Genomic DNA, 17,431 nt, shown 5'->3' on the forward strand with positions numbered 1-17,431 from the left:
ATGATGAGACCGGTAGTAGTAAAAGAAAAACAATTAAATGAGTCACAAATACATGCTGTAGAAGATGAAGTTAGACAAGCGAAAACGATGGATCGTGATATCGTAACACATGCGATGAAGCAATCCATTGCGAAATTGAATCCGAAAGTCATGATAAAGAATCCGATTATGTTCGTTGTGGAAATTGGATTTATCATTACGTTCATTTTATCTTTTCTTCCAAGTAGTTCTAGTAGTATACCAGGTTGGTTTAATATAACAGTTTCTCTCATTCTATTATTTACAGTTTTATTTGCGAATTTTGCAGAAGCATTAGCAGAAGGTCGTGGTAAAGCGCAAGCCGATTCTTTAAAGCAGTCGAAGAAAGATGTGTTTGCAAATGTTGTAAAAGAAAATGGAGACATTGTCCAAGTTTCAGCAACTGATCTTACAAAAGGTGACGTTGTTATCGTAAAACAAGGAGAAATGATTCCAAGTGATGGTGAAGTAATCAAAGGGTTAGCATCTGTAGATGAATCTGCAATTACAGGGGAATCAGCTCCTGTTATAAAAGAAGCAGGCGGTGATTTTTGTTCCGTAACAGGTGGAACGATGGTCGTAAGTGATGAAATTACAATTGTCATTACGAGTAATCCTGGTGAATCATTTATCGACAAAATGATTTCTTTAGTAGAAGGAGCTGCTCGTCAAAAAACGCCGAATGAGATTGCTTTAAATACAGTATTAACGAGCTTAACTCTTATTTTCTTGATCGTCGTTGTGACGTTGCCGATTTTTACAAATTATTTAGGTTTTCAAATTGATACTGCTGTGCTAGTTGCATTATTAGTTTGTTTAATTCCAACGACAATTGGTGGGCTATTATCGGCAATTGGTATTGCTGGGATGGACCGGGTAACAAAATTTAACGTGTTAGCGATGTCAGGGAAAGCAGTAGAAGCTGCGGGCGATATTAATACAATTATTTTAGATAAAACAGGTACGATTACTTTTGGGAACCGAATGGCTCATACATTATTACCTGTAGGAAATGAAACGATTGAGCAAGTTGGAAAGTGGGCTGCTATTAGTTCTGTTTTAGATGAAACACCAGAAGGCCGATCTGTTATCGAGTATGTGCAGGGAAAATCTATATCATATAATAGAGAACTTGCAGAACAAGGTGAGTTTGTTCCGTTTAAAGCAGAAACGAGAATGAGTGGTGTTGATTTACAAGACGGAACGAAAGTGAGAAAAGGTGCTGTAGGTGCCGTTATTGAATGGGTTGAGTCACAAGGCGGAACAATTCCGAAAGATGTAAATCAAAAAGCAGACTTAATTTCAAAAGAGGGCGGAACACCACTTGTAGTTGCAGTAGATAATCGTATTTATGGCTTAATTTATTTAAAGGATACAGTAAAACCGGGTATGCGTGATCGTTTTGAACAGTTGCGCCAAATGGGGATTAAAACGGTTATGTGTACAGGTGATAATCCGTTAACAGCAGCAACGATTGCAAAAGAAGCAGGAGTAGATGAATTCGTTGCCGAGTGTAAACCAGAAGATAAGATTGCTGTTATTAAAGCAGAGCAAGATAAAGGGAAACTTGTAGCGATGACAGGTGATGGTACAAATGATGCGCCGGCATTAGCACAGGCGGACGTTGGATTAGCGATGAATAGTGGTACGACAGCAGCGAAAGAAGCGGCGAACATGATTGATCTAGACTCGAATCCGACGAAAATTATTGAGGTTGTAGGAATCGGTAAGCAATTGTTAATGACGCGAGGTGCGTTAACGACGTTTAGTATTGCGAATGATATAGCGAAATATTTTGCAATCATTCCAGCAATGTTTACACTTGCGATTCCGCAAATGGAGGCATTGAACATTATGAAATTAACATCACCACTGTCAGCGATTTTATCAGCATTAATATTTAACGCTGTTATTATTCCATTACTCATTCCGTTAGCGATGAAAGGTATTGCATATAAACCGATGAGTTCTAATGCATTGCTTAGCCGAAACTTACTTATTTATGGGCTTGGCGGAGTTATCGTTCCGTTCATTGGAATTAAGGTAATTGATATGATTGTCGGCTTGTTTATATAAGGAAGAGGGGAAAAAGATGGAGAAGAAACAAAGTATACTATCACCAATTATCCGTATTACTTTTACATTTCTAGTGTTGTGTGGACTTGTATACCCACTTATTGTTACTGGTATTGCACAAGCAGTGATGAAGGATAATGCGGATGGAAGTCTAATATATAATGATAAAAATGAAGTGATTGGTTCTAAATTAATTGGTCAAAACTTCACGGATCCACGTTATTTTCAAGGGCGTGTTTCTAGTATTGAATATAAGGCTGAAGCATCTGGTTCAAATAACTATGCACCATCTAATCCAGATTTAGCAAAGCGAGTAGAGAAAAGTATTGAGGACTGGAAGGAAAAAAATCCAGCTGTTCCAGTTACAGAAGTACCGATAGATTTAGTGACAAATTCAGGTTCAGGGCTTGATCCTGATATTAGTCCAAAGGCGGCCTCGGTGCAAGTGGATCGCATCTCGAAATTAACGAATATTCCGAAAGAAAAACTTAATCAATTGATTAAAGATCAAACAGAAGGTGCTGCGTTTGGTTTATTTGGAGAAGATCGAGTGAACGTCTTAAAGCTAAATTTGGCATTACAGAAATTAATGAAATAGTAACAGTGCTACCTCAATCTAATGGATTGAGGTAGCGTTGTTTCGAATGAAAGGTAGTGTTTATTTTGTATGCAGATGATTATGAACCGAAGTTTCAAAGGCGAACGCCAGAGGAATATTTAGAATATATTCGTCAGCAAAATCGCGGAAAGTTAAAGCTATATGTAGGAGCAGCTCCAGGCGTAGGAAAAAGTTATAAAATGCTCTATGATGCTAGAGAGATGAAAAAGGATGGTACGGATATTGTAATTGGTTTAATTGAAACGCACGGGAGAAAAGAGACAGAAGACGCAATTGCTGATTTAGAACAAGTTTCTTTAAAAGAAATAGATTATAAAGGGAAAGTGTTTTATGAACTCGATGTGGAAGGAATTATAAAACGGGCACCGCAAGTCGTTGTTGTGGATGAACTTGCGCATAGTAATGTTCCTGGTTCTAAACATAAGAAACGTTATATGGATGTGCAGGAATTGTTAGAGGCTGGTATATCGGTATTATCAGCTTTTAATATTCAACATTTAGAAAGTGTTCATGATATTGTAGCTCAAATTACGAATGTAAAAGTAAGAGAACGAATTCCAGATTTTATTTTACAAAAAGCAAATGAAATTCAGCTCGTTGATGCAACGCCTGAGGTATTAAGGAAGAGACTAATAGACGGAAAGATATATAAAGAAGAAAAAATTCAGCAAAGCTTACAAAACTTCTTTACACTTAATAATTTAGGAGCACTTAGGGAATTATCACTTCGAGAAGTTGCCGATGATATGGACGAGAAAATTAGCCAAACAGTAATAGAACCAATTGGCGTAAAAGAAAAAATTCTCGTTTGTGTACAATACAGTTCAACAGCGGAGAAATTAATAAGACGGGGATGGCGCATGGCTGATCGGTTAAATGCTGAATTGTACGTATTAAACGTTGAGAGGGAAAATATAGATTCTATTTCAGCTGGAAAAAAGCAGACGATTGAAGAGTGGAAGTTGCTAACGAATCAATTTGATGCAAGCTTTGTATTAGAAGAAGCAAAAGGAAGAAAGCCAGCAGATGTTATTATTGAAGTGGCAAAAAGATTACAGGTGACGCAAATTTTACTTGGACAATCGGCAAGAACAAGGTGGGAAGAAATACGAAAAGGCTCTATTGTAAATGAAATTATGAGACAAACAAAATTTATTGATATTCATATTGTTGCGGATCAAAGAGGGTAAAATAGAGCTGACCTTTTTGGGGCCCTATTTTACTTTTTGTACAGCATGAAAGCGTAGCATTTTCATTGCATATAAGATTACAAGTAAAAACATAATTGCGCCTAGGAAGAAAATCCAAAAGTATTTTTGGTTAAATAAAAGAAATCCACCTATAAGTGGCCCTGTACCCATACCAAGATAGCGGATGAAGTTGTACATACCGATAGCTGTTGCGCGTTCTTGTACAAATTCTTCTGTTAATAAAGTAGTATGAGTTGGCATAGAAAGTCCCATACTAAAACCGTACAAAGATGTAACGATAATGATGAACGTGATATTGATGTTATATGTGAAAGAGAATAAAGTGACACATATAATATTGAAGAAACTTGTAATGAATAAAGCTTGCTTTGTTGTGAGGCGTTTTTGCAAAAACTTGTAGCAATAACTTCCTAGCATAATAGAAAGAGACATCGGTACAAACATAAGACCAATTTCACTTGCAGTTAAGTGAAATGAATTTGTTAAAATGCTCGGTAAAAAAACGAGGAAGCAAAAGTAAATACAAAATTGAATGAAGCTAATAAGAGTAATAGAAAATCCAGTTTTATTTTTTAAGATACGCCAGTAATTCTTTTTTGCTTGCGGTTGTTTACTTACAGTTGGTTTTGTTTCTGGAAGTAGTGAAATATTTATCGTTAATAAGAGAATGCCAAGTATAGATAAAAAGAGAAATACGGATACGTGGCCATTTATACTGCCTAGATAACCACCAATGAGAGGGCCGATCGCAGGTGCAAGAGCAAGTAACATTTGATACAGGCTCATTGCTTCTCCTCGTTCTTTTCCTTCAAATAAATCGCCGATAATCGTTGCTGCTACTACAGGTATAGCTGCTATTCCTATAGCTTGAACAGCTCTGAAAAATAGAAATACATATATGTTCGCTGAAAAAGCACATCCGATTGAACCAATTGTACTAATGATCAAACTAGGGATAAGGACAGATTTTCTCCCTTTTGTATCAATGAAAGGTCCATATATGAGCTGCATAATCGCAAGAACGAATGTGAAAAGGGAAACTGTTACATTTACAAGATAAAGAGAAGTGTGAAAAGAACCTTGAATCATGGGCAAGATAGGCGTGTAAATATTTTGAGCGAAGGAACCGAGTAAGGCACTCATACAGACGACATATAAAATGAAATGTATTTTGGATTTTTTCATTATGTTAACCTCCTTGTCATTTAGTTTCCTTGGAAACTAAATTTATTTTAACATGATTTTCTCACTTGTAAATATGAAAAAATGATTTTAAAATGGTATATAGTTAATTTGTTTCTTTAGAAACTCAGGAGGCGAACGGATTGGATTATGCAACGAAACAAATGGAAATACTTTCGGACATTCGTACACTTTTGCATAAAAAAGAAGAACATTTGAAAGGGCAAAATGAGAAATTTCTTCGTGAGACAGGTATAAGTGGTATGTCTTTATCTGAGTTACATGTGATCGAGTGTATCGGGAAAAATGGTTTGATGAATGTAACTGCTATTACGACAGAAATGGGAATGACGAAGGGTGCAATCTCTAAAATTTGTACAAAGTTGTTTCAAAAGAAATTCGTTGAGAAGATGCAAATGTTAGATAATCAAAAAGAAATCTTCTTCCGTTTAACGGAAAGCGGAAATGAAATATATAAAGCTCATGATAAATTACATAAACAAGCTGAAGAAAAGTGGCTGTTATTTTTAGATAGATATACGAAAGAAGAGCAAGATTTTATTCAAAGATTTATAAAGGATGTCTCCAACCATTTGGAAATATAATTGGAAGAAAAAACTCCTTTTTCTCAAGTCTTTTGAATATAATTTCTGAAAGAACTCATATATAATAGAAAAAGATACTTAACATGGTGAATAATTAAAGAGTCAATATATATAGAGGAGAGAGTAACATGCTTGAAAATACGGGGTTAGTATTAGAAGGCGGCGGTATGCGTGGTGTGTACACGGGCGGGATATTAGAATACTTTATGGAACAAGATTTATATTTTCCATATGTAATCGGTGTATCAGCTGGTGCTTGTCATGCAGCGTCGTATCTTTCCAGACAAAGAAATAGAAATAAAACAGTAAATATTGATTATGCATCACACCCAAAATACTTATCGTATAAAAATTTATGGAGAAAACGCCAGTTATTCGATATGGAGTTCATTTTTCATGAGATTCCAGAAAAGCATGTTCCGTTTGATTTTGAAACATACTTTAATAGCCAAGAGCGTTTCCTTGTAGGAACGACAGATTGTGAAACAGGACAGTCTATTTATTTTGAAAAAGAAGGAACGAATGATGATGCACTAAATTTATTACAAGCATCTAGTTCATTGCCTTTCATTGCACCTGTAGTAAATTACCGTGGTAAGCAATTATTAGATGGCGGGATTTCGGATCCAATTCCAGTTCGTAAAGCACAGGAAGATGGTTTTAAAAAATCAGTCGTTATTTTAACGAGAAATCATGGTTACGCGAAGAAAAAATCAAAGTTTGGATGGGTTGCAGCGAAAGCTTATAAAAAATATCCGAACCTTGTTAACACGATGCTGAATCGTTATGAAGTGTATAATGAAACACTTCACTACATTGAAAAAGAAGAACAAGCTGGGAATTTATTTGTTATTCGTCCAGAAGTGCCGCTTCAAGTAGATCGTATGGAAAAAGATACAGCAAAACTACAAAATCTATATGAGCAAGGCTATGAAGATGCAAAGAGACAGTTTGCAGATTTGCAGGCGTTTTTGCAAAAATAATAATTAGGCTGTGGAGATGGAGTTCTCTGCAGTCTTTTTATTATTGGTTTCAATACCGAATGTTGGTTATACACGTTTTTAGATTATGGTATAATATGGATAAAAGTATGTGAAGAGGTGATACATATGGAAAATGTATATAAAGGACTTAGACATACTGGATTTATTATGATGTTTATTTTTGGTAGCGTATTTTTACTTCGCTGGTTTATTCATGATGAAATGTTATTAGATCAACTTATTAGTTTTAGTGTGGGCATAGTAATGGTTATTTCATCAGTTTTCATTCAAAAGTATAGTAAAGAATTACAGGTAGAAGAGAAATATTAAAAGGTTATAAGCTCCTTCATATTTTGGAGGGACCGTTATAGTTTGAATGATTGTTATAAAAGAAAAGTAGAGCATCGGATTTCGATGCTCTACTTTTTTAATGTGGTAAGAATATTAATTGATAAGCAAACAAAATTCCAAATACATATACAAGTGGGTGAACAGCACGGAATTTACCTTTTGCTACTTTCATAAGTGGGTATGAAATAAATCCAAGTGCGATACCTGTTGCGATACTTGATGTAAGTGGCATGCTTAATATTACTAAGAATGCTGGGAATGCTTCATCAAATGCGTCCCAATCGATGTGGCGAACTGAACCCATCATAAGACTACCAACGATAATTAATGATGGGGCAGTAATAGCTGATACACCAGAAACGGCACTTACTAATGGTCCAAAGAATGCTGCTAGTGCGAATAGAACAGCTACTGTAACAGTTGTTAAACCAGTACGACCACCAGCTGCAACGCCAGCAGAAGATTCAATGTAAGCTGTTGATGGTGTTGTTCCGAACATAGAACCGATTGTTGCCGAGAATGAGTCAGATAGAAGAGCTCGTCCAGCTTTTGGAAGTTTCCCATCTTTCATAAATCCACCTTGTTGAGCTACCCCAAGTAATGTACCTGTTGTATCGAACAATGTAACAAGGAAGAATGAAAATACAACGCCGTACAATCCGTAGTTAATTACATCAGATACAGCAGTAATTGGATTTGAAACGATAATTCCTTCTGGTAATCCAGGCATTGATGTAACACCATTTGAGAATGTTAATTGTCCTGTGAAGAAAGCGATAATACCAGTTAATAGCATGCCGATAAATAGTGCGCCATTTACATTTAAAGACATAAGGATAATAGTAATTCCAAGTCCAGCTAATGCTAGTAGAACTGGAGCAGAGTGAAGATCACCAAGTCCAACTAAGTTTGCATCATTTTTTGTAACGATACCTGTTAAACGTAAACCGATAAAGGCGATAAATAGCCCGATACCAGCAGTAATTGCATGTTTTAAGTTTTCAGGAATTGCTTCCATTAATTTTGTACGGAAAGATGTAAATGATAGCAAAATTAAAATCATACCTGCTACGAATACAGCAGAGAATGCAATTGCGAAAGTCATGCCTTCATGTGCTTTTACAACAGAGTAAGAGAAGTAAGCATTTAATCCCATACCTGGCGCGATTGCGATTGGTAAGTTTGTAAAGATTGCCATAAATAATGTTCCGACAACAGCAGCAATAATTGTTGCTGTAAATGCTTGTTCAAATGGAACACCTGCATCCCCAAGGATGACAGGGTTTACGACAATGATATATGCCATTGTTAAGAAGGTAATAATACCTGCCATAATTTCAGTTTTAATAGAAGTTTTATGTTTTGAAAGGTTAAACATATAAACATCCTTTCTGTTTACGAATAATTTTCACAACAGTTATATATAATATTCGTTTTTTAACTATTTTGCAATAGTTTTGCATAAAAAGTTTACAACAATTCATATTTTGTGTCTTAAATTCGAATATTAATCGTAATATGATGTGCGAATTCCAGTTTTTATTATGCACATTATAAGAAAAAGGAGTTGAAAGAAGCTATGCCACAGCAAAAAAACTTTGTAACAATGCCGGCGCAACATCAAAATAAACAGCCTGGCATTGAATCATTAATGAATCCTCTACCGCAGTTTGAAGATCCCAATTATAAAGGAAGCGAAAAGTTAAAAGGAAAGAATGTATTAATTACAGGTGGAGATAGCGGAATTGGACGAGCTGTTTCCATCGCTTTTGCGAAAGAGGGAGCAAATATTGCGATTGCGTATTTAGATGAGGAGGGGGATGCTAATGAGACGAAGCAATATGTTGAGAAAGAAGGTGTAAAGTGTGTATTGTTGCCGGGTGATTTAAGTGATGAACAGCATTGTAAAGATGTTGTTCAAGAGACCGTCCAGCAGTTAGGTAGTTTACAGGTTTTGGTAAATAATGTCGCGCAGCAATATCCGCAGCAAGGCTTAGAGTATATTACAGCAGAACAGCTAGAGAAGACTTTTCGTATTAATATTTTTTCTTATTTTCACGTTGCGAAAGCCGCACTTTCTCATTTAAAGCAAGGTGATGTCATTATAAATACAGCGTCTATCGTTGCATACGAAGGAAATGAAACTTTAATTGATTATTCCGCAACGAAAGGGGCAATCGTAGCTTTTACAAGATCACTTTCCCAATCGTTAGTGCAAAAAGGGATTCGTGTAAATGGTGTTGCGCCAGGACCAATTTGGACACCACTTATTCCATCAAGCTTTGATGAGAAAAAAGTATCACAGTTTGGGAGCAATGTTCCGATGCAAAGACCTGGTCAACCATATGAATTAGCGCCAGCATATGTATATTTAGCGTCTAGTGATTCATCCTATGTTAGCGGACAAATGATACATGTAAATGGGGGAGTTATTGTAAATGGATAGTTTTCATTTATAAGAGCAAAGTAATGTTAATTCCACTTATTATAGTGAGCACTAGGGGGGATATAGCTGAAAAAGTCATGTTTCGTCATACTATTATTTTTCATCCTACCGGTTAGTGCTTTTGCTAATACAGATCATTTAATATTAGTAAATCTTGCGACAAACCAGTTGTCTTTTTTTGAAAATGGAAATTACACAAAAACATTTCCAGTAACGACTGGAAGAGAGCGTACACCTACGCCTGAAGGTAACTTTTGTATTATAACTAAATTTAAAAATAAAGAATACCATCGAAAAAAAATACCTGGGGGTGCACCGAATAACCCTCTCGGTACGAGGTGGCTGGGACTAGATAAGAATGAATATGCGATTCACGGGACAAATCGGGAATGGACGATTGGAAGTAGGGAATCAAATGGTTGTATTCGCATGCATGACAGGGATATACAATGGTTATATGACCGAGTACAATTACAAACAAAAGTAATCATTTCTCGTTTTCATACGAGTCCCGAATATGAAGCGAATAAGCTTGGTTATCGCGTTGTGAGCTGGAATGGTCGAAAAATAGAAGAAGAACAAATTGGAGTACTTACGCTAGTAGACCGCGCGGATATATATTGGCAAGAACCAAATGGACAGTTAACGAAAGTGAAAACGGTATTGCCAAATGAAAGATATCCAGTGTACTCAAAACGAAAAGATGGAATATATTATATAGGAAACAATTCGTATATTATAGATGAAACAGGAGAGAAAATTCGTTACGAGCAAATTCCTTCTTCGATTTTAAGTAATATATATAAACGGAAATACAATGTTCCGTAATGGCTACCGTATTATAGACGGTAGCTTATTTATACTTGGAGTTTAACTGCAACTATTGTATTTTGCTGAATATAATACAGTACAGATAGGGGGCGGTTATATTATGAAAAGTGAATTTGCGTTTAAAGTTTTCTTAGTAACGACCTGTTTATTTATCGTGTATTTATATGCGTTTCTCGTCTTTTCTTTTTATGTTCCATATGTTGATTTAATATTGTTCTTCGGATTTATTTGGGCGTTTGTGAAAGCAAGGGAAGGAGAGAAGAGTATATATCGGCGCATTACCCTATGCGGGACGGCCGTTCTCGTTATTTTGTACTTTTTTATTATGCATGATTTTTGGAGAGGAATGTAAAAAAAGCATACGATTAATCGTATGCTTTTATATCTGTTAATGATGGAAGAGAGGCAATTGCACCGTAATTTGTACATGTGATAGCGCCTACTTTATTTGCAAAGGAGATAAACGCTGTTAAGTCTTTGAAATGATACGAAAGTGTATGTTCACTTTGGGCAATCTGATATAACATTGCTCCAACGAAAGCATCACCAGCACCAGTTGTATCGACTTGTTGAATGGAAATAGAAGAGACAATGGTTTGACCTTCATTTGTCGCAAGAAGGGTACCGTCTTTTCCAAGTGTAATAGCTACTACTTTTGCGCCATAATTTAATAATTTGAGTGCAGCTTGTTGTAAATCACTTTCTTTAGAGAGCATAGTAGCTTCCTCTTGACTTACTTTTACGAAGTGTGCATGTTTTATAAAGGTTAGACAATCTTGAGAGAATTGTTCTGTATTTGTAATGAGTGCACTTCGATAATTTGGATCAAAAGAAATAAAATGGCCGTTATCTTTCGCATATTGTAACAACTGGAAATACGTTTCTTTTAATGGGCTTGATAGTAAAGCTGTCGCTGAACCGAAATGTATTAAATCATTTGTTTGTATTTTTGATAAATCAATGCTATTGAATTGATATTCACCATCTGCACCACGCATAAAAGTAAAATCACGTTCGCCATCTTGATCGATGGATACGAATGCAAGTGTTGTTTGTTTATCTTTTATGAGCATGGATGTATCGACTTGCGCACGCTGTAAAGTTTGTTCAAGAAACTCACCAAATGGGTCGTTTCCTACTTGCCCCATAAATGTAGCGTGTCCACCTAATTTTGTAATCGCAGCAGCAACGTTAGCGGGTGCTCCACCAGCTTTTTTTTCGAAATCTGAACCGTTTACTAAAGAAACGTTAGTATTTCGGCACACAAAATCAATTAATAGTTCACCTATACAAAAGACATTTCTCATACAATCCCTCTTTTCAGCTTATATTGTGTGATGGTAAAGTTTAGTTTTGCATCTGAAAAGATTGCGATATGATGTTTCATGTCTTTTCGAGGAAAAACTCGGGACGTAAAGACTGTTGAACCATCGTATAAGAAAATTTCCACGATGCTTTTATCTACAAATATTTGTAGTTCTATCGTATCTTGAATATCGATTTTTTTACAGCGTTCAAATCCATATTCTCCGCCAAATTGATGGTAGAAGTTGCCCCTGTCTATAGAAATAGTACCTTGTTCCCGATTAAATGTAATGGGGAAACATTCCTCCTCATTGTGGAAGAGAGAAAGCCCAAAACGCTTTGCATCTTCTGTTTTAAGTGTAACAATTAATTCATAGGAGCCTTCATCATCAAGCGTTGATAATACATTTAATCCAGCTGTTATATCTCCTGAAATGTCTTTTTTTGTTGTTCGTAGTTTTGTTAATTCTGAAACTGGTTTTTGTTTTATGATGTTATCTTCTAATGTTAATTCACGTGGAAGTGTTAGGCAATGAGCCCACATATAATCATCAGAAGGATATGTGATTTCACTTGATCCTGCCCAAGCAAATAATAGGCGACGACTAGTAGCGTCTTCTAAAGTTTGAGGGGCATAAAAATCGAATCCTTTATCAGCTTCGTAATAGGAATCAATATGGAAATATAAATTTTTAATATCGAAATGACCTATAGCATAAACGACATTGTATACATTGTGAAAGTTTTCTCCGTCTTTTTCAATTCCTTGCGGTGAAAAGAGAAGTACATCTTTCCCTGATAATTGGAAGTAATCGGGGCATTCCCACATAAATCCAAATTCTTTTAAATTTGTTGTAATTTCGCCTTGGAAATGCCAATTGTATAGGTCTTGTGATTTGTATAGTAATAGAGTTCCTGTTGTATTTTCACGTTGGGCACCGAGTAACATATAGTACATATCATTATGTTTCCAGACTTTTGGATCACGTACATGTTTTGTATATCCGTCAGGAATTATATCAATAACAGGATTATTACTATATTTCGTCATCGTATATTGTGAATCCATTGTTGCCATACATTGTTTTGCATCACGGGAATCATCAGGATTTTTTATATTCCCTGTATAAAGTAAATGAAGAAGGCCATCTTTTACGATAGCACTACCAGAATATGCACCGTGTGATTCATAGCTTTCAGTAGGGATGATGGCTACAGGCATACGCTCCCAGTTAATAAGGTCTTTTGACTTCACATGTCCCCAATGCTTCATTCCATGAATGGGACCAAATGGATACCATTGATAAAAAACGTGATATTCATCATTGTAGTATGATACACCGTTAGGATCATTCATTAATCCAAATGGTGGATGGATATGATAAATTGGTTTCCATGAATCTTGGTTTGCAATTTCATATAAAGAATGTAATTCGTCTTTATTAGATTGCAGTATTGTTTTATATTTTGACATAGGTTTTCACCCCGTTATTATTTACTTTCTTTATATAAAATGAATGTGGCAACAAAAGCAGTGATAACTGCAATAGCGAAGCCAATTATATAGTGAATCATGTTCATCATGCCAAGAGGTGCAACAATTGTAAGCATCGGAATACCTGTTAAACCGTATGCGTTAGCTGCTACTTGCATCCAAACAACGTAAGCGCCTCCAATTGCGCCGCCAATAGCTGCTGCAATAAATGGTTTACCTAGTTTTAAATTGACACCAAAAATAGCTGGTTCTGTAATTCCTAAAAATGCTGAAGCTGCTGCCGGAATTGCAATTTCTTTCGTTTTTTTGTTTTTTGTTTTGAAATAGACAGCTAAAGTAGCGCCGCCCTGTGCAACGTTCGCCATTGACCAAATAGGGAGTAAGAAATTGACACCGATATCTTTATTTGCGAGTAAGCCTGCTTCAATAGCATGGAAGCTATGATGTAAGCCAGTAAGAACAATTGTTGAATATAGACCACCGAATATAAGACCAGCTACTGGTCCTGCAAATTGATAAATTGTATTTAAAAGGTACGTAATACCGTCACCGATTTTATATCCAATTGGTCCAATAATAATAAGTGATAAAAAGCCAGTTATAATAATTGTTAAGAATGGTGTAACTAATAAATCTAAAGAGTTCGGAACACGTTTTCGAAGTTCTTTTTCAATTGTACTCATAACGTATACGCATAATAAAATAGGTAAAACAGTACCTTGATAGCCAATCATATCAATATCCATGCCAAGGAAATGTAAAACAGTTGGTTTTGCATTTGAAAGAGTCCAAGGATTTGTTAAGCTTGGGTGAGTTAATATACCACCAACAACTGCCCCTAAGAAAATATTTCCACCAAATTCTTTAGCGGCACTTACTCCAATTAAAATAGGTAAAATAATGAAAGCTGCACTTGAGAACATATCAAGTAATTGGATAAGTGAGTGATCTCCAGGAACTAATTTAAACGCTTTCAACATTCCGAGTAGACCCATAAGTAAACCGCTTGCGACGATAGCTGGAATAATTGGAACGAAAATATTGGATAGTGTCTTTGCTAGGCGGGCGATAGGATTCATTTTTTTCTTAGGTATATCGTTTGATGTTGTAGAATCTAGTTCTGCTATTCCAATTAGTTTTGAGAATTCATCATATACTTTGTTTACTATGCCAGTTCCAAAAATAATTTGATATTGCTCGGTCGTTGCGAAAGCACCTTTTACTCCATCGATGTTTTCGATTTCTGCAGCGTTTATTTTCGTATCATCCTTTAATATAAGACGAAGGCGAGTCGCGCAATGTGTGGCACGAACAATGTTTTCCTTTCCACCAATGTTCTGTAATACTTGATTTGCAATTTGTTTCATATCCATAAAAATTCCCCCTTACTATAAATTTCTCTTGTGGAACCGGTTCCGCAATAAGTTAAAATAAAAAACAGGGAAATGATGTTGAAAATCCTGTTTTTAAAATGTGGAACCGGTTTTAATTTTATTATAGAGCGCCTTTATATTTTGTCAACGCTTTCTTGGATTTTTAATGTATAACGAGAGTGTAATATTTTTGGTATAGTTTTGTTTTCAACAAGCTGTGAAAGAGAAGTGGCAGCAAGCTTTCCAGCATACTCATAGTCAAACGCAATTGTCGTTAAGCTAGGGTGTACCATTTCTGAAATATCATATCCACCGAATCCTGTTACAGAAATATCACCTGGTACAGAAAGGGAGTGGGAGTGAATCACTTTCATTGCGCCAAGAGCGATGTTATCTGTAGCACATACGATAAGAGTTGGGCGATTATTATCTAAAATATGTTGTACTTGTTTCATGGCATCTTCTATGCGGAAAGTTGTTTCGTAATATGAAACGTTGCAAGCCGGTTCTAAATTTTCAATTGCTTTTTGAAAACCATTTTTTCGATTTATTCCAACAGAAATATCATCTTTTTCTATCCCTAAATAGGCAATATGTCGATGACCTTGTGATAACACGTATGCCCCTAACTCATAAGCTGCATCATAATCATCGTGAACGAGGCAATATTGATCTTTATATTCTTGCCCGACGAATAAAATAGGGATGTTTGAATTAGCCATAATTTTTTGATGTTCATTCGTTAATGTTTTTGTTAATAAAATAATGCCAGCTACTCTTTGTTTTATAAAGTTTTCCATAGCTTGTATTTCAGTTTCGGTTGTTTGATTTGCATTTGCTACAAGCATTTGATAGTTATTTTCCTGTAATGTTTTATCAATCCCGATAAGTGTTTTCATTGTAGCGAAGGAGTCTAATCGGGGGATGATGACACCAATTAAATTTGTTGTTTTTGCTTTTAAACTTTGAGCAAATGTATTGGGAGAGAAATTTGTTTCCTGAATAATACCTTCGATTTTAAGTTTTGTTTTATCACTTACATATCCGCCGTTTAAGTAACGAGAGACTGTGCTTTTTGCAACTCCAGCCAATTTGGCGATATCTGCAATTGTTTTAGCCATAGTATTTCACCTTCGTATTCATAAAAATGTTAACTTTATTATAGGGAGAATTAGAGATGACGTAAACAAGAAGAGGGAAAGAAAAAACCACCTCACGTATATGAGGTGGAATAATTGTTAATATCTAGGCTTAAATGTATGACAACAAGTCTCTACACTCGTTGCTACAGAACTTTCTAGCGTCTCGTTTGTTAAAACAGCAGCTGTATATGAATCATTTTCAGTTTGACCAGTTTCATCTGCATCAGGCTGAACGATGATTGCACTTGCTTGACAAAAGTTACCTTGTCCCCAAAAAGAACAGTTGGAAACAGAACATCTTACTTCTGGCATAAAACCCCCTCCTTATACATTAGTTTGGGATTTTACGCCCATTTCATGTGTAGAAGGAGTTTCCTTTTCTCGTTACTTTTTCGTTTGCTCAAGCCATTCTTTTAATTTGTCTTTCGGCTGTTCACCGCTAATACGGCTCACTTCTTTGCCATCTTTAAAATGAATGATTGTTGGTGTACCTTGAATTTTATATTCATCCCAAGGAGCATCTAATTTTTCAATATCCATAACTTTCATATCAACGTTCAAGTCTTTAGCCATTGGTACTACGACAGGAGATAATTTTTGACAATGAACGCAAGATGTTTGATAAAAGTATACTGTTTCTTCTTTTTTCTCTTTTAAGTTCTTTTGAAGATCTGAAAGAGAAATTTTATTTGTGTAGTAGTCAGAACCGTTTGTCTTACTTTCAGTAGGATTATCAATTTTTTGGCTAGTAGCATTTTTTTCTTCCATTTGTGTTACTGCAAAAATTGCCACGAACAAGGCGATAATAATACCACCAAATATAAGCATTTTTTTCATTCTTTCATCTCCTTATTTGTTTTTGATGACAATAAAGCTACAAACAGCGATTGTAATAAAGCCGATAAGTGCTAAAAACGGGATTGTCACAAAGCCGAACCAGTTTATGTATTCTCCCGTACATGGTACACGTCCACAAGCTGCCCCAGCAGATGAAAATGCTGCGACTTTTTGAATTGCATAGTGATATAAAGAAATACAAGCGCCAATAGTTGCGATTGGTAAAGAATAACTTGCGATGCGATAGTCTTTTTTTGCTACAGCAATACCAAGCCATAAAACGAATGGATACATAAAAATGCGTTGATACCAACAAAGGACACAAGGCTCAAATTTCATGATTTCGGAAAAGTACAGACTTCCTAGTGTAGCAATAAAAGAAGCTCCCCATGCGGTAAGTAAAGCATATTCTTGCTTTTTTTCTCGTCCCATATTTTATACCTCTCTTATAATAGTTACATACTAAATTATAGTATGAAGTGGTATAGAAAAGAAAGAAAAAATATGTTTATCAATAAAAGTTTTATAAGAGGAAACATTTATTAGTATTAATATTTTAAAAAAGCGCCATTCTCTGGAAGAGAATAGCGCTATATTTTACATTTGAATTTGTTCTACTTCTTCTACATGCGACTTTTGGGATGCGTGGTCAATATATTGAAATAGGAGCTGCAATTGTTTATCAACTTCTGGCAGTTCTTTACTGTATTGATAAGCGTGTAAAAAATGCTCAATACGCTTAGAAAATAATTGATCGTTCGTTTGAACCATGAGAACGAGTAATTTATCCCAATTACAGCAATACGTGTAATAGAGAGCTTTATCATAGTCGTTGTATGTTTGCACTGTGTACCCTCCTTACCGAGAGTTATATATAGTGTGTGATAAGTAAGGGGAAATACACTTGAAAGAATTTGTTAAGAAAAAAAGTGAATGAAAAGAAAAAACGAGGAGTTT

General features: G+C 35.6%; 19 protein-coding genes. 9 read left to right on the forward strand and 10 right to left on the reverse strand.

Going from position 1 to position 17,431, the window contains the following annotated elements:
• Positions 1–3 precede the first annotated feature (3 nt).
• From kdpB to kdpDN, 3 genes are read left to right on the forward strand one after another with little or no spacing between them, the layout of a single operon-like run.
• A complete protein-coding gene (gene kdpB / locus BAQ53_RS03530) occupies positions 4–2,094 on the forward strand; it encodes a potassium-transporting ATPase subunit KdpB (protein WP_001247995.1) in 2,091 nt (696 codons plus the stop codon).
• Between the two features lie 16 nt (positions 2,095–2,110).
• Positions 2,111–2,692, forward strand: coding sequence for a K(+)-transporting ATPase subunit C (gene kdpC / locus BAQ53_RS03535; RefSeq protein WP_000412598.1), 582 nt, complete (start codon positions 2,111–2,113; stop codon positions 2,690–2,692).
• A 56-nt stretch (positions 2,693–2,748) separates the two neighbouring features.
• Positions 2,749–3,903, forward strand: coding sequence for a KdpD-like non-kinase potassium sensor (gene kdpDN / locus BAQ53_RS03540; RefSeq protein ID WP_003300067.1), 1,155 nt, complete (start codon positions 2,749–2,751; stop codon positions 3,901–3,903).
• A 24-nt stretch (positions 3,904–3,927) separates the two neighbouring features.
• On the opposite strand, the gene BAQ53_RS03545 is transcribed toward kdpDN, so the two are convergent.
• Positions 3,928–5,109, reverse strand: coding sequence for an MFS transporter (locus BAQ53_RS03545; protein WP_000748584.1), 1,182 nt, complete (start codon positions 5,107–5,109; stop codon positions 3,928–3,930).
• A 140-nt stretch (positions 5,110–5,249) separates the two neighbouring features.
• Between BAQ53_RS03545 and BAQ53_RS03550 the strand changes: the two genes are divergently transcribed.
• The 3 genes from BAQ53_RS03550 to BAQ53_RS03560 all read left to right on the forward strand — a co-directional run bounded on the left by BAQ53_RS03550 (position 5,250) and on the right by BAQ53_RS03560 (position 7,024).
• Positions 5,250–5,711 carry a MarR family transcriptional regulator gene (locus tag BAQ53_RS03550; protein WP_000384217.1) on the forward strand — a complete coding sequence of 154 codons (462 nt, stop codon included), beginning with the start codon at positions 5,250–5,252 and terminating at the stop codon, positions 5,709–5,711.
• 128 nt (positions 5,712–5,839) lie between these two features.
• The gene (locus BAQ53_RS03555; RefSeq protein ID WP_000892694.1) at positions 5,840–6,694 is read left to right on the forward strand and encodes a patatin-like phospholipase family protein; all 855 of its coding nucleotides are present in this window, start codon (positions 5,840–5,842) and stop codon (positions 6,692–6,694) included.
• 126 nt (positions 6,695–6,820) lie between these two features.
• The gene (locus BAQ53_RS03560) at positions 6,821–7,024 is read left to right on the forward strand and encodes a hypothetical protein (RefSeq protein ID WP_000432808.1); all 204 of its coding nucleotides are present in this window, start codon (positions 6,821–6,823) and stop codon (positions 7,022–7,024) included.
• Positions 7,025–7,121: 97 nt separating this feature from the next.
• Here BAQ53_RS03560 and BAQ53_RS03565 read toward each other — a convergent pair whose 3' ends face one another.
• Positions 7,122–8,423 carry an NCS2 family permease gene (locus BAQ53_RS03565; RefSeq protein WP_000482710.1) on the reverse strand — a complete coding sequence of 434 codons (1,302 nt, stop codon included), beginning with the start codon at positions 8,421–8,423 and terminating at the stop codon, positions 7,122–7,124.
• Positions 8,424–8,624: 201 nt separating this feature from the next.
• Here BAQ53_RS03565 and BAQ53_RS03570 point away from each other — a divergent pair, with 201 nt between their 5' ends.
• The 3 genes from BAQ53_RS03570 to BAQ53_RS03580 all read left to right on the forward strand — a co-directional run bounded on the left by BAQ53_RS03570 (position 8,625) and on the right by BAQ53_RS03580 (position 10,674).
• Positions 8,625–9,491, forward strand: coding sequence for an SDR family oxidoreductase (locus BAQ53_RS03570; protein WP_001136284.1), 867 nt, complete (start codon positions 8,625–8,627; stop codon positions 9,489–9,491).
• Between the two features lie 66 nt (positions 9,492–9,557).
• Positions 9,558–10,319 (forward strand): L,D-transpeptidase, encoded by a 762-nt coding sequence (locus BAQ53_RS03575; RefSeq protein ID WP_208906933.1) that lies wholly within the window; start codon positions 9,558–9,560, stop codon positions 10,317–10,319.
• Between the two features lie 103 nt (positions 10,320–10,422).
• Positions 10,423–10,674 (forward strand): hypothetical protein, encoded by a 252-nt coding sequence (locus tag BAQ53_RS03580; RefSeq protein WP_000834195.1) that lies wholly within the window; start codon positions 10,423–10,425, stop codon positions 10,672–10,674.
• Positions 10,675–10,687: 13 nt separating this feature from the next.
• On the opposite strand, the gene BAQ53_RS03585 is transcribed toward BAQ53_RS03580, so the two are convergent.
• From BAQ53_RS03585 to BAQ53_RS03620, 8 genes are all read right to left on the reverse strand, one after another.
• Complete coding sequence (locus BAQ53_RS03585) at positions 10,688–11,629, reverse strand: carbohydrate kinase family protein (protein ID WP_001246642.1); 942 nt, start codon at positions 11,627–11,629, stop codon at positions 10,688–10,690.
• On the reverse strand, positions 11,626–13,101 hold the full coding sequence (scrB, locus tag BAQ53_RS03590) for a beta-fructofuranosidase (protein ID WP_000049745.1): 1,476 nt from the start codon (positions 13,099–13,101) through the stop codon (positions 11,626–11,628). Before scrB ends, BAQ53_RS03585 begins: the two co-directional genes overlap by 4 nt.
• A 17-nt stretch (positions 13,102–13,118) precedes the next feature.
• On the reverse strand, positions 13,119–14,495 hold the full coding sequence (locus BAQ53_RS03595) for a sucrose-specific PTS transporter subunit IIBC (protein WP_000367316.1): 1,377 nt from the start codon (positions 14,493–14,495) through the stop codon (positions 13,119–13,121).
• Positions 14,496–14,629: 134 nt separating this feature from the next.
• Positions 14,630–15,616, reverse strand: coding sequence for a LacI family DNA-binding transcriptional regulator (locus BAQ53_RS03600; RefSeq protein WP_001140399.1), 987 nt, complete (start codon positions 15,614–15,616; stop codon positions 14,630–14,632).
• 117 nt (positions 15,617–15,733) lie between these two features.
• A complete protein-coding gene (locus BAQ53_RS03605) occupies positions 15,734–15,949 on the reverse strand; it encodes a DUF1540 domain-containing protein (RefSeq protein WP_001115482.1) in 216 nt (71 codons plus the stop codon).
• A gap of 72 nt (positions 15,950–16,021) precedes the next feature.
• On the reverse strand, positions 16,022–16,474 hold the full coding sequence (locus BAQ53_RS03610; RefSeq protein WP_000738451.1) for a thioredoxin family protein: 453 nt from the start codon (positions 16,472–16,474) through the stop codon (positions 16,022–16,024).
• A gap of 12 nt (positions 16,475–16,486) precedes the next feature.
• Positions 16,487–16,906: a disulfide formation protein C gene (locus tag BAQ53_RS03615; RefSeq protein WP_000532266.1), complete on the reverse strand. Its 420-nt coding sequence runs from the start codon at positions 16,904–16,906 to the stop codon at positions 16,487–16,489.
• 165 nt (positions 16,907–17,071) lie between these two features.
• A complete protein-coding gene (locus BAQ53_RS03620) occupies positions 17,072–17,320 on the reverse strand; it encodes a YhdB family protein (RefSeq protein ID WP_001195459.1) in 249 nt (82 codons plus the stop codon).
• Between the last annotated feature and the right edge of the window lie 111 nt (positions 17,321–17,431).

Origin of the sequence: Bacillus sp. B25(2016b), from assembly GCF_001679765.1 — a bacterium.
Taxonomy (GTDB): Bacteria; Bacillota; Bacilli; order Bacillales; family Bacillaceae_G; genus Bacillus_A; species Bacillus_A thuringiensis_K.